This window comes from Microbulbifer zhoushanensis, from assembly GCF_021729055.1.
Taxonomy (GTDB): Bacteria; Pseudomonadota; Gammaproteobacteria; order Pseudomonadales; family Cellvibrionaceae; genus Microbulbifer; species Microbulbifer zhoushanensis.
In genome coordinates this window covers 103,347-123,749 of the sequence record NZ_JAJSAO010000008.1, presented here as the reverse complement: position 1 = coordinate 123,749, position 20,403 = coordinate 103,347, and the positions used below count along the sequence as shown (strand labels likewise).

19 protein-coding genes are annotated in these 20,403 nt (G+C 62.2%); 13 read left to right on the top strand and 6 right to left on the bottom strand.

Annotated features, from left to right (window positions below):
• Nucleotides 1-116: 116 nt before the first annotated feature.
• Nucleotides 117-698: a superoxide dismutase gene (locus tag LVD10_RS16425; RefSeq protein ID WP_233005790.1), complete on the bottom strand. Its 582-nt coding sequence runs from the start codon at nt 696-698 to the stop codon at nt 117-119.
• A 263-nt stretch (nt 699-961) separates the two neighbouring features.
• On the opposite strand from LVD10_RS16425, the gene LVD10_RS16420 reads away from it, so the two are divergent.
• On the top strand, nt 962-1,726 hold the full coding sequence (locus tag LVD10_RS16420) for a hypothetical protein (RefSeq protein WP_237064337.1): 765 nt from the start codon (nt 962-964) through the stop codon (nt 1,724-1,726).
• Between the two features lie 153 nt (nt 1,727-1,879).
• Complete coding sequence (locus LVD10_RS16415) at nt 1,880-3,388, top strand: fumarate hydratase (RefSeq protein ID WP_233005788.1); 1,509 nt, start codon at nt 1,880-1,882, stop codon at nt 3,386-3,388.
• A 170-nt stretch (nt 3,389-3,558) separates the two neighbouring features.
• Here LVD10_RS16415 and LVD10_RS16410 read toward each other — a convergent pair whose 3' ends face one another.
• Nucleotides 3,559-5,394 carry a DUF885 domain-containing protein gene (locus LVD10_RS16410; protein ID WP_237064336.1) on the bottom strand — a complete coding sequence of 612 codons (1,836 nt, stop codon included), beginning with the start codon at nt 5,392-5,394 and terminating at the stop codon, nt 3,559-3,561.
• A 292-nt stretch (nt 5,395-5,686) separates the two neighbouring features.
• Here LVD10_RS16410 and LVD10_RS16405 point away from each other — a divergent pair, with 292 nt between their 5' ends.
• Both LVD10_RS16405 and LVD10_RS16400 read left to right on the top strand, forming a co-directional pair.
• Complete coding sequence (locus LVD10_RS16405; protein WP_233005786.1) at nt 5,687-6,031, top strand: 4a-hydroxytetrahydrobiopterin dehydratase; 345 nt, start codon at nt 5,687-5,689, stop codon at nt 6,029-6,031.
• 119 nt (nt 6,032-6,150) lie between these two features.
• Nucleotides 6,151-6,381, top strand: coding sequence for a DUF1272 domain-containing protein (locus LVD10_RS16400; RefSeq protein WP_233005785.1), 231 nt, complete (start codon nt 6,151-6,153; stop codon nt 6,379-6,381).
• 156 nt (nt 6,382-6,537) lie between these two features.
• Here the strand turns inward: LVD10_RS16400 and LVD10_RS16395 are convergent, their stop codons facing one another.
• Nucleotides 6,538-7,299 carry a TlyA family RNA methyltransferase gene (locus LVD10_RS16395; RefSeq protein ID WP_233005784.1) on the bottom strand — a complete coding sequence of 254 codons (762 nt, stop codon included), beginning with the start codon at nt 7,297-7,299 and terminating at the stop codon, nt 6,538-6,540.
• 108 nt (nt 7,300-7,407) lie between these two features.
• Between LVD10_RS16395 and nhaA the strand changes: the two genes are divergently transcribed.
• Nucleotides 7,408-8,874 carry a Na+/H+ antiporter NhaA gene (gene nhaA / locus LVD10_RS16390; RefSeq protein ID WP_233005783.1) on the top strand — a complete coding sequence of 489 codons (1,467 nt, stop codon included), beginning with the start codon at nt 7,408-7,410 and terminating at the stop codon, nt 8,872-8,874.
• On the opposite strand, the gene LVD10_RS16385 is transcribed toward nhaA, so the two are convergent.
• Nucleotides 8,862-9,608 (bottom strand): Mut7-C RNAse domain-containing protein, encoded by a 747-nt coding sequence (locus LVD10_RS16385; protein ID WP_233005782.1) that lies wholly within the window; start codon nt 9,606-9,608, stop codon nt 8,862-8,864. The genes nhaA and LVD10_RS16385 overlap by 13 nt on opposite strands.
• A 182-nt stretch (nt 9,609-9,790) precedes the next feature.
• Between LVD10_RS16385 and LVD10_RS16380 the strand changes: the two genes are divergently transcribed.
• The 8 genes from LVD10_RS16380 (at nt 9,791) to LVD10_RS16345 (ending at nt 18,235) form a co-directional block, all read left to right on the top strand.
• Nucleotides 9,791-10,960: a carbon-nitrogen hydrolase family protein gene (locus tag LVD10_RS16380; protein ID WP_237064335.1), complete on the top strand. Its 1,170-nt coding sequence runs from the start codon at nt 9,791-9,793 to the stop codon at nt 10,958-10,960.
• 24 nt (nt 10,961-10,984) lie between these two features.
• On the top strand, nt 10,985-12,355 hold the full coding sequence (locus tag LVD10_RS16375) for a flavin monoamine oxidase family protein (RefSeq protein WP_237064330.1): 1,371 nt from the start codon (nt 10,985-10,987) through the stop codon (nt 12,353-12,355).
• Nucleotides 12,348-13,544 (top strand): C69 family dipeptidase, encoded by a 1,197-nt coding sequence (locus tag LVD10_RS16370; RefSeq protein WP_237064328.1) that lies wholly within the window; start codon nt 12,348-12,350, stop codon nt 13,542-13,544. Before LVD10_RS16375 ends, LVD10_RS16370 begins: the two co-directional genes overlap by 8 nt.
• Entirely contained in the window at nt 13,541-14,878 is a 1,338-nt protein-coding gene (locus tag LVD10_RS16365) for a hypothetical protein (RefSeq protein ID WP_237064326.1), read from the top strand. Before LVD10_RS16370 ends, LVD10_RS16365 begins: the two co-directional genes overlap by 4 nt.
• A gap of 155 nt (nt 14,879-15,033) precedes the next feature.
• The gene (locus tag LVD10_RS16360; RefSeq protein ID WP_237064324.1) at nt 15,034-15,846 is read left to right on the top strand and encodes a DUF4349 domain-containing protein; all 813 of its coding nucleotides are present in this window, start codon (nt 15,034-15,036) and stop codon (nt 15,844-15,846) included.
• Between the two features lie 72 nt (nt 15,847-15,918).
• A complete protein-coding gene (gene trxA / locus LVD10_RS16355) occupies nt 15,919-16,773 on the top strand; it encodes a thioredoxin (protein ID WP_233005776.1) in 855 nt (284 codons plus the stop codon).
• Nucleotides 16,774-16,895: 122 nt separating this feature from the next.
• A complete protein-coding gene (locus tag LVD10_RS16350) occupies nt 16,896-17,213 on the top strand; it encodes a YqfO family protein (protein WP_237060074.1) in 318 nt (105 codons plus the stop codon).
• Nucleotides 17,214-17,290: 77 nt separating this feature from the next.
• Nucleotides 17,291-18,235 carry a carboxylesterase family protein gene (locus tag LVD10_RS16345; protein ID WP_237064322.1) on the top strand — a complete coding sequence of 315 codons (945 nt, stop codon included), beginning with the start codon at nt 17,291-17,293 and terminating at the stop codon, nt 18,233-18,235.
• A 42-nt stretch (nt 18,236-18,277) separates the two neighbouring features.
• Here LVD10_RS16345 and LVD10_RS16340 read toward each other — a convergent pair whose 3' ends face one another.
• Together LVD10_RS16340 and nhaC are read right to left on the bottom strand one after the other, a co-directional pair.
• Nucleotides 18,278-18,817, bottom strand: coding sequence for an NUDIX hydrolase (locus tag LVD10_RS16340; RefSeq protein WP_237064320.1), 540 nt, complete (start codon nt 18,815-18,817; stop codon nt 18,278-18,280).
• Nucleotides 18,818-18,905: 88 nt separating this feature from the next.
• Nucleotides 18,906-20,375, bottom strand: coding sequence for a Na+/H+ antiporter NhaC (gene nhaC / locus LVD10_RS16335; RefSeq protein WP_233005772.1), 1,470 nt, complete (start codon nt 20,373-20,375; stop codon nt 18,906-18,908).
• Nucleotides 20,376-20,403: the final 28 nt, after the last annotated feature.

The window sequence follows — 20,403 nt, the reverse complement described above, 5'->3', positions numbered from 1 at the left end:
TTCGCATTCCCGTCCGATTGAAATAGTTATGGGGTTGAGCGGGGGACCGTTATGGGGTTTCCGGTCTCCAGAAAGTAAAAAAGCGGGCCGCCAGCCCGCTTTCTCGATCTCCCGGATCAGGCGAAGTTCTGGTTGACGAAGTCCCAGTTCACCAGGCTCCAGAACGCCTCCATGTACTTCGGACGGGCGTTGCGGTAGTCGATGTAGTAGGCGTGCTCCCAGACGTCACAAGTCAGCAGCGGGGTCTGGTCGGCCTCGGTCAGCGGGGTACCGGCATTGGAAGTGTTAACGATGGCCACGGAGCCGTCGCCTTTCTTCACCAGCCAGGTCCAGCCGGAGCCGAAGTTGTTCACAGCGCTGTTGGTGAACTCTTCCTTGAACTTGTCGAAGGAACCAAATGCCTTGTCGATGGCCTCAGCTACGGCACCGGAGGCGGCACCGCCACCGTTGGGGCTCAGGCAGTTCCAGTAGAAGGTGTGGTTCCAGATCTGCGCGGCATTATTGAACACGCCGCCGGAAGAGGACTTGATCACGTCTTCCAGGGATTTCTCTGCGTCGGCAGTGCCTTCCAGCAGGCCGTTCAGCTTGTCCACGTAGGTCTTGTGGTGCTTGCCGTAGTGATACTCCAGGGTTTCCTGGGAGATATGCGGTTCCAGGGCATCCATCGCGTAGGGGAGTTCGGGGAGAACGTGAGCCATGATTTCTTCCTTCCTTATGTCTCGGTTTGTGGATGAAGGCATTCTACACGCGCCGGATTGCAGAATTAACCCGGCATGTGGCTGACTACAGCGTATGGGGGCAAATACGGCGAAGACAAGTGGGTCAGCTAATCTTAAGCGGTAAACGCTTACTTTTTCGTCAATTTTTGGTATAACTGCCGCTGAAATCGACCAATCAATCCTCGTGTACGGGCCACTGGCCAGGTGCGCGAGCCAAACGCACGAATCGGGTATATCTAACGATGCAACGCAGAGAGCCGACCCTGGATGGCCGCGGTCCCGCCATAGACCCGGCAATGGACAACAAACCGATCGGTGGCGCCCCCCGTGGCAGCGCCCCGCAGCCGCCCGCTGACGATGAGGGTGGCTCCGGTGGCTCCTCAGTCCTGGCTGTTGTGGCCCTGATCCTGGCTCTCGCCGGCGTCGGCGGTGCGGGCTTCCTCTACACCCAGTGGCAGGACACCCGCTCGCAACTGGTGAGCGCGGAAGAGCGAATCGTGGAACTCGAGAAGCGTTTCGAAATGTCGGACGAGGAGTCAACGGCGTCCGTGGAGGTCCTGAATGCCCGGGTGAAGGAGAATTCCTCCGAGATCCGCAAGCTGTGGGGTGTTTCCCACGATACCAACCGCAAAAACATCGCCGCCAACAAGGCAGCGGCCGCCGCTGCCGCAAAGGACGCTGCTGCGGCCAAGAAGCAGGCCGCGCAGCTGGCCGGCAAGGTCAGTGGCCTGAGCGACAGCGTGAAGAAAATTGCTTCCGTGGAATTCGCCCTGTCCGAGCTGCGTGAGACCACTACCAGCAGCCAGCGCGACCTCAAGGACAAGCTCGCCAGCCTGGAGCGCCAGCTCAACTCGGTGCGCAGTGACCTGGGCGGCCGGGTGAGCGCCAACGAGGAGGCTGTTGAGTCCATCGACGCCTACCGCCGCTCCGTGAACAAGGACCTGGTACAGCTGCGCGACGCCATCCGCAGCCTGCAGTCTGGTGGCAGCACCGCCGGCATCCAGTAAGGCTTTGCCCCTCGCCGCGGCCCGGATTCCCCGGGCCGCGACTTCCCTGCTTTCCACTATTGCCGGCCATATCCTGTCCCCACGCCCCAATCGGGGAATTTGCCCGCAATTCGTGTAAAATCGCCCGCCTTGAGACGTAAACCGGAGACGGCTATGACCACTATCCGCCAGGATGACCTGATCGACAGCGTCGCGGATGCGCTGCAGTTTATTTCCTACTACCACCCGCAGGACTTTATCCAGGCCCTGAACCAGGCCTACGAGAAGGAGGCCAACCCGGCGGCGAAGGACGCCATGGCCCAGATCCTGATCAATTCCCGTATGTGTGCCCAGGGGCACCGCCCCATCTGCCAGGACACGGGTATCGTGACCGTAAAGCTGAAAGTGGGCATGAATGTGCAATGGGATGCGGACATGAGCGTGACCGACATGGTCAACGAGGGTGTGCGTCGAGCGTATAACAACCCGGACAACGTGCTGCGTGCCTCCATCCTCGAGGACCCGGACGGCGCCCGCAAGAATACCGGGGACAATACCCCGGCGGTGATCCATTACGAGATCGTTCCCGGCGATACCGTGGAAGTCTATGTGGCCGCCAAGGGTGGTGGCAGCGAGGCGAAGAGCAAGTTCGCCATGCTGAACCCGTCTGACTCGGTGGTCGACTGGGTGCTCAAGATGGTGCCGCAGATGGGTGCGGGCTGGTGCCCGCCGGGTATGCTCGGCATCGGTGTCGGCGGAACCGCCGAGAAAGCCATGCTGCTGGCCAAGGAGTCACTGCTGGATCCGATCGATATCCAGGACCTGCAGGAGCGGGGCGCTGCCAATCGCGCCGAGGAGCTGCGCCTCGAACTGTTCGACAAGGTCAACAAGCTGGGTATCGGTGCCCAGGGCCTGGGCGGCCTGACCACGGTGCTGGACGTGAAGGTAAAGGACTATCCCACCCACGCCGCCAACAAGGCGGTGGCAATCATCCCCAACTGCGCTGCCACCCGCCACGCCCATTTCACCCTGGATGGTTCCGGCGCAGCGCGGCAGGCCCCGCCGAAGCTGGAAGACTGGCCGGAGATCACCCGTGAGGCCGGCAGCAATACCCGCCGGGTCAACCTGGACGAGGTTACCCGCGAGGACGTGTTGAGCTGGCAGCCGGGCGAGACCCTGCTGCTGAACGGTAAGATGCTGACCGGCCGCGATGCGGCCCACAAGAAAATGGTCGATATCCTGGCAAAGGGTGAGTCCCTGCCGGTGGACCTGGCTGGTCGCTTCATCTATTACGTGGGCCCGGTGGACCCGGTGCGCGAGGAGGTAGTGGGTCCGGCTGGCCCCACCACGGCCACCCGTATGGACAAGTTCACCCGTACCATGCTGGAAGAGACCGGCTTGCTGGGCATGATCGGCAAGGCCGAGCGCGGCCCGACCGCCATCGAGGCCATCCGCGACAACAAGGCGGTTTACCTGATGGCCGTCGGTGGCGCCGCCTACCTGGTGGCCCAGGCGATCAAGGACGCGAAGGTGGTGGCCTTCCCGGAACTGGGTATGGAAGCGATCTACGAGTTCGAAGTGGAAGATATGCCTGTGACCGTGGCCGTGGACAGCCAGGGCGAGTCGGTGCACAACACCGGGCCGCTGGTCTGGAAGGCCAAGATCGAGGAGGGCGTGGTTTAATACTGCCCTGAGAGAACAAAGGCCGGGCCCCGCGAGGTGCCCGGCCTTTTTTGTTTGTGTAGCCGGCTTCCTGCCTGGCTATCCCCGGGCGCACACGAGGTGCGCCCCTGCGGTAAACTGGGGACGTGGCGGGATCCTTGTTATCGCCCGGCCCCGCACGGAATTCCCGCTCAGCTTTGCTGGTCCAGCTCGGCCAGCATCAGCTCCCGGATCACCGGCACTGGTGCATTGCCATAGCTGAGGAATTTCTCGTGAAATTCCTTGAGGTTGAAGTCGTCCCCGAGTTTCTCCTTCATTTCCTCGCGCAGGGCGAGGATGTCTGCATAGCCGGCGAAGTAGCTGGTGAGCTGCACCTGGCTCAGGGTTGCACGGCGCCACTTGCCCTTGGCCTCGGCTTTCTGCTGGAAGCCCTGGCGTACCAGTAGGTCCATGGCCCGTTCCTCGTCGATGCCCTTCACCTGGATCTCGTAGTCCAGGATGGTGTTGATGACCACGCGCAGGTTCCACTTGTAATACATCATCCACAGCTCCGGCGAGAAATCCCCGTAGCCGGCATCGAGCATCATGCGCTCTGTGTAAACGGCCCAGCCCTCGATCATGGCACCGTTGGCGAGAATGCTTTTGACCAGGCTGGGGGACTGGTTGGCATAGACCAGCTGGGTGTAGTGCCCGGGAATGGCCTCGTGGATATTGAGGATCTGCATCATGTAGGTGTTGTACTCGCGCAGGAAGCTCTCTGCTGCGTCATCCTCTAACTCCTCGATGGGCATGACGTTGTAGTAGGTATTGGCTTCCTTGTCGTAGGGTCCTGGCGCGTTGATGGAAGCCACGGAAAAACCGCGCATATACGGTGGGGTGGTGCGCACCACCAGCGGCTTGCTCTCGTCCAGGGTGAGCAGGTCTTTGTCCTTGACGAAGGCAACCAGTTCAGGGATCTGCTTCTCCACCTCGGCCTTGAAGGTCTCCTTGGTGGCGTGGTGTTGGGACAGCTCTTCCAGTACCGCGCGGATCTTTTCCAGGCGGTCCTCTGGCGGCTGCTGGCCGGGGAAATATTTTGGCCACAGCTCGTCGGCCAGTTCCGCCATCTTGTTGTGCAGCCGGTCCTTCTCTGCCAGGGCCCGCTGGTAGAGTTCGCTGGCAGTCATGCCGATCTGGATATCGTAAGCGAACTTCTGCTCGTAGAGTTCCTCGCCAATGCGGAAGTCCCTGTAGTCCTGGGTTTTCTCCAGTTCCGCGTGCAGGGTCTGCAGGTGGGTAATATAGCCCTCGATGGCCTCCCGGGCGGCTTCTGCTCGCTGGCGCAGCTCTTCTTTTTCTGCCTGTGCCAGGCCGCTTTCGGCAATTTTCTCCTCCAGTTCTTCAGCGAAAATTCCCTTGGCGCCCTCGTTCTGCTGGATGGCCAGCACCAGTTGCGGTGATGCCGGCTTATCCAGTGATGCCTCTGCTGCCTCGTAATAGGCCGGTACTTTCTCCAGCCGCTTGCTGAAGGTGCGCAGGCGCTCGTCCAGCGGGGCGTAATCGGTATTCAGGATCAGCGAGAACGCGTGGGAAACGTTGTAGTTGGCCGGGTTCCACTGGTGTGATTTGAACTCGGTTATCTCCCATACCAGTTTGTCGAGGAAGTTCTGGATTAATGCCAGGTCGCTGCGGGCACCGGGATCCAGCGCCTGGGTATCTATTTCAGCGAGCCGGGCCTGGTAGCTCTCGGCAAATTCCAGCAGGCGCTGGCGTTGCTGGTCGTCGGGAATAGCCAGCTGGTCCGCAACCGCATAGTAGCCCTCGCGCACAGCCCAGGATGGGTACAGCTGCCACAGCTGTTCAATCATTTTGTTCGATAAATCCGCAAATGCCTTATCGGCTGTGACCTGATCCTGCGTCGCGGTCTGCTGATGTTCGCCGGCTGTGGTCGCGGTGGCAGATTCGCTGCCATCGTTCTGTTCAGCTTTGTCCGGTGTACACCCGCTGAACATCGCCAGCAGTGCCAGGGTGGTGAGTGAGCGTTTCATGGTCCCTCTCTTGGTCAAAGTATGCTTGGCAGGGAAATTAGCATATCTGCATCGGCATTTGTGCCCGAATGCCGGGGGGCATTAATCGTTTTTATTTGGATTAGTGGCGGGTGGATGCACCCGGCCTGTGGCGGCTGATTGCTCATTTTTTAGGACTCTGTCCCATCTGTGCGGGCAAAAACCACATACAATCCGGTTTTTTCCGGCGAGCTTGTCTAGGTCGGGGGCGGCGAGTAGAGTGGGATGCAATTCCAAGCATAACCAAAAAATTGAATCAGCAGAGGAACTCCCCATGACCGAACTTGCCGAACAGAAGTGTGAAGCCTGCCGTGCCGACGCACCCCTGGTAAGTGACGAGGAACTTGCACAACTGATACGCGAAATTCCCGACTGGACGCCTGTCACCCGTGACGGCGTGATGCAGCTGGAGCGTGTATTCAAGTTTCGCAATTTCAAGCAGGCCCTGGCCTTTACCAACCGCGTTGGCGAGATCGCGGAAGAGGTGGGGCATCATCCGGCACTGCTCACCGAGTGGGGCAAGGTGACCGTGACCTGGTGGAGCCACGAGGCCGGTGGCTTGCACAAGAATGATTTTATTATGGCCGCACGCACCGATAAGCAGCTCGAGACAGAGTAAGCGCCACCCGACTGGCGGTCTCCAGCGCCGGCAGGTGGATTCATACGCGGATACGTCCGCGTGGGAGCGACCTGCCCGGTGGCCTGCGGTGTTTGTAAATGCAAGGATCTGGAACCGCCATGTTGAAAATGAAGCAGAGTTGCGAGCGCTGTGGTGCATCGCTGGGACTGACCGATCGGGCCTATATCTGCTCTTTTGAGTGCACTTACTGCCCCGATTGCTACGAGCAGCTGGGCCACACCTGTGTGAACTGCCAGGGTGTACTCACCGCGCGCCCGCCGCGCAAATCCTCCCCTACGGAAGCCGCATCCCCGCGGTTCAAGGCCAAGCTCGAGAAGATCCTGGGCTAGTGGGTCGCACGCAAAGTCCGGCAACAGGTCGCCTCGCCGACTCGCCCGGCTATGTGTTGAAAAAGCTTTAAATAACGCTGCTATTCCAGCGCTTTCTCGCCTTGAGCTGATCGATTTGGCTGTGCTTCTTTGTTGCCGGGCTTCACCAGCGGCCCACTAGCCAGTTGCTCGCTGGGCCCAGAGTAAAAACTCCCGGTTGCCGTCGCCGCCCCTGATGGGACTCTCGATATAGTCGCGGACCTGCAGCCCCAGTGTTTCGCAGAGGTTAGTGATTTTCTCCTGCACCCGCGGGTACAGGGACGGATCCTTTACCAGGCCCCCCTTGCCGATATTGTCGGCACCAACCTCGAACTGCGGCTTGACCAGGCTGAGCAGTTGCCCGCCGGGGCGGAGCAGTGGTGGCAGGCGGGGCAGGATCAGGGCTTGGGAAATAAAGGAAACATCCATTACCACCGCGTCAAACCCGGTCTCGCCGTATGGCGCCAGTTGGCCCGGTTCCAGGTGCCGGGCATTGATGCCCTCGAACAGCTTCATGCGCGGCTCCTCCCGCAGGCGCTGTGCCAGCTGGTCGCGCCCCACGTCTACTCCCACCACCAGGTCTGCGCCCCGCTGCAGCAGGCAGTCGCTGAAACCGCCAGTGGAGCACCCTACGTCCAGTGCCCGCCAGCCCTTTGGGTCGAGGCCGGTATGGTCGAGGATCGCAGCCAGCTTCAGGCCTGCGCGGGACACATAGCGGTCCTCGGGCAGGGGTTCCACCTGCAGTCGCTGGTCCTCCGGGACCGACTGGCCGGCCTTCTGCGCCGGGCGCCATCCCTGTCCTGTATCCAGTAGCACCCTGCCGCTGTCGATGAGTTTCTTGGCGTGGGTGCGGGAATTGGCCAGCTTCAGCTGTACGAGTAACTGATCCAGACGGGTCATGAATGGCACTATAGTTCTTTCTGTAGTGGATGACGTAGGCGTCATGCTACTCTCTGCGCCCGTTGTGTAGAAGCTCTATGCTTAAAAGATGAAGGAGACCACCGGCTGATGGCGAAAAGCGTTCTGGGCAAGTTCAGGGTTCGTAAGGGCAAGGTTTTTGAGGCGCCGCTCGAGAGCGCCTTCGGACGCCTGGTCACGCCCTTTGAGGAGTTTATCCACCGCCAGAGCAGCAGTGGCCTGCTCCTGATCACCTGCGCGATTATCGCCCTGATTATCGCGAACTCCCCGCTGCAGGAGGCTTACAAGCATATCCTGCACATGCCCGTCAGTATCAACGCAGGTGACTGGAGTTTCTCCCTCAGTGTGCACCACTGGATCAACGAAGGCCTGATGACGATCTTCTTTTTCCTGGTGGGGCTGGAGCTCAAGCGGGAGTTCCTTGTCGGTGAGCTGTCGGAGCTGAAGCAGGCGGTGCTGCCAGTCCTGGCCGCCATTGGTGGCATGGTGGTGCCGGCGCTGATCTACGCCTCCCTGAACAGTGGGACCGAGGGCGCGCGGGGCTGGGGTATCCCCATGGCCACGGATATCGCCTTTGCCGTGGGCTGTATTGCCCTGCTGGGCAATCGGGTGCCGCGCTCGGTGGTGACTTTCCTGGTGGCCCTGGCCATCGTCGACGACCTGGGCGCCATCCTGGTGATCGCCATCTGGTATACCGAGAGCGTCAATATGACCGCCCTGATGGCCTCGGGCCTGCTGGTGGTGATCATGTGGTTGCTGAAGTTTGCCGGGGTACGGCGCTCGCCGGCCTACATTTTCGTGGGGGTACTGCTCTGGTACGAGCTGTATGTCACCGGCGTGCACGCGACCCTGGCGGGGGTGATTACGGCGATGGCACTGCCGGCAAAGCCCAAGTATGACCCGGTGGCGTTCAGTACCTTCGTCAAGGACATCATTCGAAGCTTTGACCGCTGCTTCCGGCCCGGTGACAAGATTATCGCCAACGATGCCCTGCGGGCCCGGGTCATGGCTCTGGGTAATGGCGTCAACCTGGCCCAGTCGCCGCTGCAGCGGATGGAGACCCGCCTGCACACCCCGGTGGCTTTCCTGGTAATCCCGATCTTTGCGCTGGCCAATGCGGGAATCCCGGTCGACAGCTTCACGAGCTCGGATGCAGTGCTTAATCCCATCACCCAGGGGGTGATCCTGGGACTGGTGTTCGGCAAGCTGGTGGGTATTGTCGGCGCCACCTGGATCGGCTGGAAGCTGGGGCTGGGCCGGCTGCCCCGTGCTGCCAGTTTCCACCACATCATCGGGGTGGCACTGCTGGGGGGTATCGGTTTCACCATGTCGATCTTCATCGCCGAGCTTGCGTTTTACGGCGAAGATGAGTTGCTGGTGCAGGCCAAGGCCGGCGTGCTGCTGGCGTCAGTGGTGGCCGGTGTCGCGGGCTACCTGGTATTGCGCAAGGCGCCGGTGTCCGACGAGCTCAGTACACTTACCGATACAGACGAGGGTGAGGAAATGACGCCAGCCGAGGCCGCCGAGCCGGGCGGTGCCGGGGATCAGGGGCGCTGATCGGGAACGCCGCTGCCGCGGATCTCACCGACCAGCCGCTGCAGGCGCTGGAAGTGGCTGCCTTTCCAGTAAATGCGGCGGCAATCCCCGCACTGCAGGAAATCACCGTAGTAGCGCCGGGTGCGCGGTTGCAGGTATTCCTCGATCGCCTGCCTGGCGACCGGCGATAGCAGCCCGTTGCAAACCATGCAGCGAGTGAAAGGGCGCAGCATGCTGGCCAGCCGGAAATGCCCTGCCACCTCGTGCAGTTGCCGGCGTGGCCGGGTGGCTCGCACATAGTAGCCACGGCGCAGTGCCTTCCGTTTCAGCAGGTCGCGGTCGCGGGTCAGCAGGGTGCGGTCCTGCTCCAGGGAAATCTCCAGCAATTGCCGGTCGTGGTAATTGCCCTCAAACAGGCTGTCGAAGCCCAGCAGGCGCAGGTAGCGGGCCAGCCGGCCCAGGTGGCAGTCCAGCACAAAGGCGGGCTCCGGGAGGGGCGGCGGCACCAGCCTGTATTCGTTGCCTGCCTGTGGATAGACCTGCACCTGGTCGCCATCCTCCAGCTGGTAGCCGAACCCCACCACCTGGCCGCCCACCACGATCCTGTCCACTTCCACATGGGGTACGCCCAGGCTCTCGATAGCGTCCTTGACCGCGCCCGGGTAGTCCCGCTCCAGCAGGATCGGGCGACCCCGCCGGTGAGCCGGCAGGAAATCCTCCAGGCTGCCAGAGAATTCGAACTGGGTGCGGACCATGGTATGGGGGTTTCCGGGACGGTCACCACGAGTGTAGTCTGGGGACGGTGATCCCGTTGATGCGGCCAGGTTGGCAAACGGGGTGCCAGTTATCGTCCAGCGGTGGTACATTGGTCCTTATTTGGCATCATTTGCCTGCCCGGTAAACCTGCTCCGCTGCTGCGGCAGGCGACTAAAAAATAATGACAAGAAAACGATTGCTGTCACTGTTCTTCGTCCTTGCGATCCCGGTACTGCTCGCCCAGCTACCGGCCGTCCCTCCTGTGGAGGGTGCCGCCGGGCCAGCGCCGCCAGTGCTGGAAAAACTCAATGCACCCGTCGCCGGGGCGGCCAACCTCGTGTCCATCCAGCCCTGGTTGCAGCCAGCCGATTACATTGATGGGGCTCAGCTGCACCGCAAGCTGCATGGCTACCTGGCCCGGGCCGATCGGGAGGGCTGGCTCGGCCCGCGCACCGTAGTGGTATTCCCGGAGCATATCGGCACCTGGCTGGTGGCCTCCGGGGAGGGGTTGCTCACTTTCCGTGCAGGCGGTACTGCCTCTGCCATGGTATGGGCGGCGCTGGGTAACCTGCCCACATTTTCCAGCGCTCTCTATCGGGAAGTGGCCGCAGGCGACACGGCAGATCCCTTCGCCGCAGCCCTGTTCAACGCCAAGGCGGAGGTTATGGCCAGTGAATACCAGGAGGTATTTTCCGGGCTCGCCACAAAGTTTGGGGTGACGGTCGTTGCCGGGTCCATCGTGCTGCCGGACCCCGCCGTCGATGGGCAGTCGATCCAGCCCGGTGACGGCCCGCTGTACAACAGTAGTTTCGTATTCGACGCCGGTGGGGATATCCATGGTCCGGTGCGCAAAGTCTACCCGATTGAGAGCGAACTCCCCTTTACGCGTCCCTCCCGGGCACCACTGCCGGTATTTGATACCCCGGCCGGTCGCCTGGCCGTCCTGGTCTGCGCTGACAGCTGGTACCCGGATACCTGGGCCCAGGTGTCCGGGGCGGATCTCGTCGCGGTGCCATCGTTTTCCACGCCCAGTGGCATATGGGCACAACCCTGGCAGGGCTATAACGGCGCGGGCGCGCCGCAAGACGTAGACCCCGGGGATGTGGGTCATATCAGCGAGGGCGAAGCCTGGTACCGCTACGCCCTGGCCGGTCGCGGCCGGCACCTGCGCGGGGGCATCAATACTTTCCTGCGGGGCGACCTGTGGGACCTGGGGGATGACGGTCGTACCACAGCCGTGGTGCACGGGCGCGTGCTACAGGGAGCACAGCGGGATGGTGCGGTAATTTCCAGCATCTGGCTGCCACCGCCAGGCCGCAGTGGGCTTACCCCGGAAATGGCAGACCAATAACAGCGTTTGGGCAGGAGAAGCGCGATGGAAGAAGTCGATGTGGCAATTCTCGGGGGCGGTATTTCCGGGCTGCAGGCCGCCCGCCTGTTGCACCGGGATTATTCGGTGCGCGTGCTCGAGGCACGCGACCGGGTAGGGGGGCGGCTGCTCAACCATGTTTTTGCCAATGGCGACACGGTGGACCTGGGTGGCCAGTGGCTCGGCCCGGGCCAGGAACGGATGTATCGCCTGGTAGAGGAACTGGGGGCGGTGACCTGGCCCCTGCATGACGAGGGCGACAACCTGCTGTTCCTGGACCGGGGGGCGCGCCGCTACCGCGGTACTGTCCCGCGGATCAATCCGTTCGCCATGGTGGACCTGGGTATGGCCATGGCCCGCTTCGAGAAAATGGCCCGTTCCATCGATCCCTCCACCCCCTGGGCCCATCGCCAGGCAGCCCACTGGGATGGCATGACACTGCAGACCTGGATCCGGCAGAACTGCCGGACCCGCACCGCCCGGCGCCTGTTTGCTGTGGCGGTGGGCGCGGTCTTTGCTGCCGAGCCCGGCGATATCTCCCTGTTGCATGCCCTGTTTTACGCGCGTTCCGGGGATTCCCTGGAGAAGCTGTTGGCAGTGACCGGCGGCGCCCAGCAGGACCGGGTGCGCGGGGGGACGGCCGGCCTGTGCGAGCGCATGGCAGCGGGGTTGGGGCCAAGTGTGCGGCTCAACAGCCCGGTCGAGAGTATTAGCCGGACCGCGGACCAGCGCCTGCAGGTGCATTACCGCGGGGGCGCAATCCTCTGCCGGCGACTGATCATCGCCATTCCCCCCAACCAGGCCCTGCGCATCCGCTTTGAGCCGGAATTGCCGGCCTGGCGTGACCAGGCGCTGCAAAGAATGCCGGCAGGAGCCTGTATCAAGTGTATCGCCCGTTACGACCGGCCCTTCTGGCGCGATTCACAATTGTCCGGCCAGGTGACCAGTACCCGGGGGCCGGTGCGGGTGACATTCGATAACTCCGAGCCGGGAAGGGATTCCGGCCTGCTCATGGGATTCCTCGAGGGCGATGCCGCACGACATTACAGCGCTATGGCACCCGATGAACGCCGGCAGGTTGTGCTGGACTGTTTTGCCGGCTTTTTCGGCGAGCGGGCTCGTTCACCGGAGGAATATATCGACAAGGACTGGAGCAGCGAGCCCTGGACCCGCGGGTGCTACGCCGCTTATTTCCCCCCGGGCGCATGGACCCGCCACGGTGAGCGCCTGCGGGAACCGAACGGGAACATTCACTGGGCCGGTACCGAGTTCGCCACGCGCTGGTACGGCTATATGGAGGGTGCCCTGGAGTCCGCCGAGCGGGCTGTGCGCGAAGTGAAGTGGATGATGCTGCCAGCCGGGGCCGAACATGTGTGACACGCTGGTGTACCGCGCTGGCGACACCACCTGGCTGGCCAAGAACAGCGACCGCGACCCCCTGGAGGCGCAGCGGGTTGAAGTAATCCCGGCAGTGCGCGGCGACAGTGCTTCAGTTCTCCGCTGTACCTGGGTTGAAATCCCGCAGGTGCCTGATCGCTATGCTTGCGTAGTTGGCCGGCCGGCATGGATGTGGGGCGCGGAGATGGGGGTGAATGAATGTGGTGTAGCCATCGGTAACGAGGCCATTTTCTCCCGGCGGGTAAAGCGTGCCGGTGTGGCCCTGCTGGGGATGGACCTGGTGCGCCTGGCCCTGGAACGGGCCGACAGCGCCGCAGCGGCGCTGCGGGTCATCGTCGACCTGTTGCGGGAATTCGGGCAGGGCGGCCCCGCCGGTTTCAGCCAGGAGGAATCGCGACGTAATGTGCGTTATGACAACAGTTTCCTGATTGCCGACAGGACGGAAACCTGGAAGCTGGAAACTGCCGGGCGCGAATGGGTGGCCCGGCGGGTAAAAAAGTATGACGCCATCTCCAACGGGCTGACCATTGGCAGTGATTACGAACTTGCCAGCGAGGCGGTTCGCGAACGGGGCGGCCGTTTTGATCGTGACAACGACACCCGCCTGCTGCCTTTTTTCGGCGCCACACGCCGTCGGCGCGGCGCCGCATTGCAGGCGCTGAATGCGCTCGAGGCGGATAGTGTTGGCTTTGCGGATTTTGCCGGTATCCTTCGCCAGCATCGATACCGGCAGCCTGGTGGCAACGCGGACCTGTGCATGCATGCGGCACCATCCGGGTCCCTGCTTCCCTGGCTGCGGCCATCACAGACTGCCAACGCCATGATTGTCGCGCTGGGGCAGGGCGCTCCGCGGATTGCCTTTACCGGAACTGCGCTGACATGCAGCAGCCTGTTCAAGCCGGTAGGCTTTGCCGGGTGCTGGTACGTATGTGAGCGCGACGGCTGGGAGCGGCACCGGGCGTGGTGCGCGCAGTGGATCGATCGTGAGCCCGTTCGTCGCCGGGAACTACAGCCCCAGCTGGAGGAGGCCGAGCGGGCTGTCTTTGCCGCCCTCGAACGCGGCGATAATCGTGTGGCGGACCAGAGGGCACGCTACTGGTCCGAAAGAGTTTTTACCGGGAAACCACTTCCGGAAAACCGTGGATACATCATGCAGGAGCACTCATGACCATTCGCAACCTGGCTTGCTTCATTTTATTTTCTCTCCTGACCCTGGCTGGCTGCGGTGAGCGACCGGCAGAGAGCGCGGGCGACCAACCCGTGTCAGAACCTGGCGGGGAGAGCCGGGTGGATATAGACCAGTTGGCGCGAGAGTACGTAAAGCTGGTGCTGGAACTGGGCAACCACGACAAAAGCTATGTCGATGCCTATTACGGCCCCGAGGCGCTGCGCACCGAGGCGGGATCCAGTGATGCCAGTGCCGCCGAGCTGGCCGAGCGGGCCGCAGAGCTGATCGACCAGTTACCGGGGGATATCGAGCCGGGCGACGATATGGACACACTGCGGCAGCACTACCTGAAAACCCAGTTGCGCGCGCTCCGGGCACATGCCGAAACACTGGCGGGCGCACGTGAGCGGACCTTTGAAAGTGATGCCCGGCAGCTCTACGACACCCGGCCGCCGAAACGCGAGCTGGCCGAGTTCGAGCCGGTGCTGGCGGAACTGGAGAAAATACTACCGGGAGATCAACCACTGCATCTCCGTGTCAAAGAGTTCAAGGAGCGGTTCGCAATCCCCGCAGACAAGCTGCCGGCGGTATTCGATGCGGCCATCGATGCCTGCCGTGAGCGGACCCGGCAGTATATCGAGCTGCCGGAAAACGAGGATTTCGAGCTGGAATATGTCACCGACAAGCCCTGGAGCGGCTACAACTGGTACCAGGGGGACGCCCACAGCCTGATCCAGGTAAATACCGAGCTGCCGGTGATGATCGACCGCGCTGTCGACCTGGGTTGCCACGAGGGTTACCCGGGCCACCACACCTACAATGCCCTGCTGGAGCAGTCGCTGGTAAAGGACCGTGGCTGGATTGAATACAGTGTCTACCCGCTGTTCAGCCCGCAGTCCCTGATTGCCGAGGGCAGCGCCAACTACGGTATCGAGCTGGCTTTCCCGGGCGGGGAAAAACTGGAGTTTGAAAAGAGTGTGCTCTACCCCCTGGCGGGGCTGGACCCGGCAGATGCGAAAAAATATGCCCGGGTGCTGGAGCTCCAGGAGCAGCTGGGCTTTGCCGAGAATGAGATCGCGCGCCAGTATATCGACGGCGAGATCGATGGTGGGAAAGTCGTGGAACTGTTCCAGGCCTATGGCCTGCGCAGCCCCGAGCGCGCCGCCCAGCGCAAGCGCTTTGTCGACACCTATGGTGCCTACGTAATCAATTATAACTGGGGCAAACAGCTGGTGGCTGACTATGTGGAGCAAGCCGGCTCCCCGGAAGAACGCTGGCAACGGTTTGCGACCCTTCTGTCCTCACCGCGACTGCCATCCTCGCTGGACTGGTGACAGCGAGCAGTCATCAGCGGTGGACTGCGCCCCAGCCCGTGGCAGCCTGGAACGGGACCTCCATAAGGGCGCCGCTACCGCTGTGCATCCGGGTTGTGGCGCAGAGAACCTTTGCGCTGACCCGCTGATTCTCCCTGTCGATATGGGTACCGTTGATGAGTAACCGATTTTTATTTGTGCTGCTGGTTCTGCTCCTGGCCAGCGCTTGCAGTCGCGATTCCAGCGATGATTCTGCCCGGATGGCTGAACCAGCCGGGCAGAGTGCGGCGCTCAAGGTCGCGGACATCCAGCGCCAGCGCACAAAGTACCTCGCATATACCCATTCTGTTTCGGTGGAGTATGCGGTGGATGAGCTGGAGGAACGTTACGAGTCATTGCTGGCATGGTGTGCCGACGATGCGAAGTACCGCTGCACCCTGCTGGATAGCCGCTTGAATACCAGCAATTATGTCAGCGGGCGGATCGAGGTGCGCTTGCTGCCGGGAGGCGTGCCGGCATTGCTGGAGGTGGCCGCGGGCGGCGGTACTACAACCGGGCGTTCCACCAGTATTGAGGACCTGGGCGACGCCATCGTGGATAACCAGAAGCGGGTGGAAATGCTGCGGGATTACCGCGCCCGGCTGGAAGTGTTGAGCGAGCGCACAACCGACGATATCGAGGCTCTGGTCAAAGTGGCATCGGAGTTGGCCCGGGTCCAGTCCGACCTGGAAATGGCCGAGGGCAAGCGCAGCCGGCTGCTGCAACGGGTGGAGATGGACCGGGTGCAAATCCAGCTGTTATCGCTGTCGCAGAAATCGTTTGCGCAGCCCATTGCCGGGGCATTCCGCAGCTTTGGCGGGCAATTGTCGGAAGGGATAGCCGATACCGTGACGGCAGTGGCCTACCTGTTGCCGTGGATGCTGCTGGGATTGTTCCTGCTCTACCTGGCGCGCCTGGTATGGGTTCGTGTGCGCCGGAAGCATCACTGACAGGGTGATGGGTGTTGGTTGGAAATTGGGCGATCGGGTAAACTGCGCCCAAAATCAGATTCAGGAGTGGTTGTGAACGAATTCATTGTCGATGTCACGGCGGAAAACGCCCAGCAGGTGCTGATCGAGGAATCCATGAAACGCCCGGTGGTGGTGGACTTCTGGGCCGACTGGTGCGAACCCTGCAAGCAGCTGATGCCGGTGCTGGAAAAACTCGCCTCCGAGTATGCCGGCCAGTTCCTGCTGGCCAAGGTCAATGCCGATACCGAGCAGATGCTGGCGGGGCAGCTGGGCGTGCGCAGCCTGCCCACGGTGATGGTATTGAAGGAAGGCCAGCCGGTGGATGGCTTCGCCGGTGCCCAGCCGGAGAAGCAGATCCGCGAGATGCTGGACAAGTACCTGCCCAAGCCCTGGGACCTGAAACTGGAGCAGGGCAAGGCGCTGGTGGCTGAGGGAAAGCTGGACGAGGCCCTGCCGGTACTGCGCCAGGCCTACGGCGAGTCCGGCGAGCGCCAGGATATTGCCAAGCAGCTGGCGGCGGTACTGCTGGAGCAGAATCGCACCCAGGAAGCCGAGGAGGTACTGGGCAAGATCCTGCTGGCAGACCAGGACAGCGATTACCAGCAGCTGATGTCCCAGCTGGAACTGAAGCAGCAGGCGGCGGAAACCCCGGAGATCAAGTCCCTGCAGGAGGCGCTGGAGAGCAACCCGGGCGATTTCGACACCGCCTATAAGCTGGCGGTGCAGTACAGCCAGGCCCATCGCACCCAGGAAGCACTGGACCTGCTGCTGGATATCCTGCGCAGCGACATCAATTACGCCGATGGTGCGGCCAAGCAGGCCTACCTGGATATGGTCAAAAGCCTGGGAGCGGGTGACCCGCTGGCGACCCAGTACCAGCGCAAGCTGATGACACTGCTTTACTGATAGTTGTTCCCTGTTGCCAGGCCGGGCGGCAACGGCCCGCCTGGCTTGCCGCAAGTATTCCGCGACCCACTCACGGGCCGCGGTGTCCGACACGATGACTCCCCGGAGGCGGTACTGACACCATGTACAAACTCTGCGTTTACATTCCCGAGACCCACCTCGAACCCGTCAAGCAGGCCCTGTTCGTCGCCGGTGCCGGCCGGATCGGCGACTACGACAGTTGCTGCTGGCAAGTAGCCGGCACCGGCCAGTTCAGGCCACTGCCGGGCAGCCAGCCGTTTATCGGCCAGAGCGGTGAGGTGGAACAGGTCAATGAATACCGGGTGGAGCTGGTCTGTGCCGACGACCTGGTGGATGAGGCGCTGGCGGCGATGCGCGCGGCCCACCCTTACGAGGAACCCGCCTTCGACCTGTGGAAGCTGGACGACCGCTGTAACTGAGCACGCCAGCCCCGACCGTGCCGCCAGGGAAAAAGCATGCAGCATAACAACACGATAATCGCCAAAAGGAATTACCCATGCAGGCACCATCGGTCCGCTATCTCTGTTGCCTGGTTATTTTACTGGTGATGGGCTGCGAGCAGCAGTCGGGCAGTGCCGGAGCAGTACCGCTGGAGAGTGAGCCCCGACTGGTGCGGCTGCCATATACCAGCCAGGCGGACGGTGCCGAGCGGGAATTCTTTGTCTACCTGCCCCGGGGCTACGAAAACCATCCGGGCCGGAAGTGGCCGCTGTTGCTCTTCCTGCATGGCAACGGTGAGCGGGGCAATGGCCGGGATGAGCTGGATTTCACCCTGGTCCACGGCCCGCTCTACGAGGCCTGGATCCAGAAACGCGACCTGCCCTTTATCATCGTGGTGCCGCAACTGCATATGTTCGGTATGGACGAGAAAGTCCCCTATATTGCCGACCGCTCGCGGGAACAGATTCCACAGCGACTCGCAGATGGTGGTCCCGAGCGCCTTTATATGGGGGCCCGTGGCGAGATGGGACCGGGGAAAGAAGTCGCCGGCTGGGAGGAGCGGCCGATTGGCTTGCCCCTGGGCTGGGACAGGGTGGAGACAGACCTGGTGCAGATGCTGGACCAGGTCGCATCGGGGTACCGGGTCGACAAGCGGCGGGTTTACCTGACTGGCCTCAGTTACGGTGGCTTCGGCAGCTGGTATATGGCCAGCCGTTACCCCCAGCGTTTTGCCGCGGTGGCGCCGGTAGCGGGCTGGGGCCACCCGGACCTGATGCCGTCAATCGCTGACAACAGCCTGCCGGTATGGGCCTTTGCCGGCGGTCGCGACCGGGTTGTCGACAAGTCGGATTTTTACGCCGGTATCAACCGCCTGGAAGAACTCGGGGGCGACGTGCGCTTCACCGTGCACGAGGATATGCCGCACGATGTGTGGGTCCGCGTCTATGCGGGGGAGGACCTTTACCGCTGGCTGCTGGCCCAGTCGCTGGATCGGCGGTGAAGGCGGCCGGGACGGCCGCCATGTATTCGTGGTTTGCCCGGCTCACAGCTTCCGCGTAATCACACCGCGGTGCAGGGGGTAGCGTCCCTCGCGGCGATCGGCGAAGTAGTGCCCCAGGGTCTCTGACATAATCGGGAAGGCGATCTCGTCCCAGGGAATCTCCTCTTCCCGGAACAGTTCCACTTCCAGCGACTCCGGGCCGGCACCGAAGTTGGTGTCGGTCAGCTCGCCGCGGTAGATCAGGTAAACCTGGTTGATATGCGGAATGTCATACACGGTATACAGGTCGTCTACGCGGATATTGGCTCGCGCTTCTTCCCAGCTCTCCCGCAGGGCACCTTCCTCGCTGGTCTCACCATTCTCCATAAAGCCTGCCGGCAGGGTCCACAGCCCCAGCCGGGGTTCGATGGCACGCTTGCACAGCAGCACTTCGTCGCCCACGTAGGGCAACACGCCGACGATTACGCGTGGGTTGATGTAGTGGATTGCCCCGCAGCCGCCGCACAGGTGGCGGGGCCGGTCGTCGCCTTCGGGGATGGAGAAAGTGACGGCATCGCTGCCGCAATGGCTACAGAATTTCATGGCGGCATTATACGTGCGAGTTTCCCCGGCGTCAGCGCCGGTGCGTATGGCTGGGGATATCGGGATTGGCTCAGGCCCCGGGAGGCTTCTATGGTGGACTGTCGAGTCGCACTACCTTGAAACCGGTATAGCCCAGCAGCAGACTCAGGATCGGGCTGGCGATATTGAATATGCAGAAGGGCAGGTAGACCAGGGTGGGCACGCCCAGCACTGCTGCCATAAAGGCGCCGCAGGAATTCCAGGGGACCAGCGGCGAGGTGACTGTGCCGCAGTCCGCGGCCAGGCGCGATAGGTTCTGGGGCGCGAGTCCGCGCCTGGCAAACTCGGCGCGGTAGACGCGCGTAGGCAGGACCAGCGCGATGTACTGGTCACCGGCAATGATATTTAGGCCGAAGGCGCTGGCGAATACGGTCAGGAACAGCCCGCCCGTGGTTTTGGCGCGGTCGATCAACGGATCGATCAGGCGGTGAATCAGCCCGAATTCATCCAGCAGGGAACCGAAGGTGACCGCGCCCATAATCAGCCACAGGGTGAACAGCATACTGGCCATGCCGCCGCGGGACAGCAGCTGGTCTACATCGGCAATGCCCGATTCCATACTGAAACCGCTGGCCATGGCCAGCCAGGTTGCCTTGATGGCCTCCACGATGGAGAGCCCGGAATCTTCGCCGACGAACCCGGCGTAGACCTGCGGCTGCAGGAAAGCGCCAAGTACTCCTGCAAACAGCGCGGACAGCAGCAGGCTGATGGACGCCGGGTACTTGCGGATCGACAGCCATACCAGCAGGGCCAGAGGCAGCAGGTTCAGGATGGTGATGCGGTAAATGCCGTTGAGCGCCTCCAGTTCAACGGCGCTCTGCAAATCGCTCTGGCCCGGTGCCTCCACCCGGCCGAGTCCCAGCAGGGTGAATACAACCGCCGCCAGCAGGAAGGCCGGTACCGAGGTCCACATCTGGTTGCGGATATGGGTATAGATGTCGACCCTGACCATTTGGGCCGCCAGTATGGTGGTCTCCGATAGCGGTGAGTTCTTGTCACCCAGGTAGGCACCGGATATCACCGCCCCGGCGGTAATCGCGGTGGACACCTCCAGCATCGCGGCGATCCCCACCAGGCCTACCCCGATGGTTCCGGCGGTGGTCCAGGAACTGCCGATCGACATGGCGATCAGGCCGCAGATAATGGCCGTGGCCACGTAATACCAGGTGGGTGAGAGAAACTGGATACCGTAATAGACCAGGGTGGGGATGGTGCCGGACAGGTTCCAGGTGCCAATCAGCGCGCCCACCGCCAGCAGGATAAAAATGGCGCTGGTAATCGATCCCATCGCCGCCTGGCCGGCCTTCTGCACCGTCTCCCAGCGATGACCGTTCTTCATCGCAATCAGTGCCGCCACCATACAGCAGATGATGAGCGCTGCCTGGATGGGACCGTCCAGGGCCTCCATGCCAAACAGTGCCAGGGAGCTGCCGATCAGCAGCGCCAGGGCAACGAGGGGAATGAAAGCATCAGCCAGTGATGGCTCACGCACCGGAGGTGCATTGTTGCTCTTATCCATCCGTTTCTATTAACCCGCTGACGCAGGC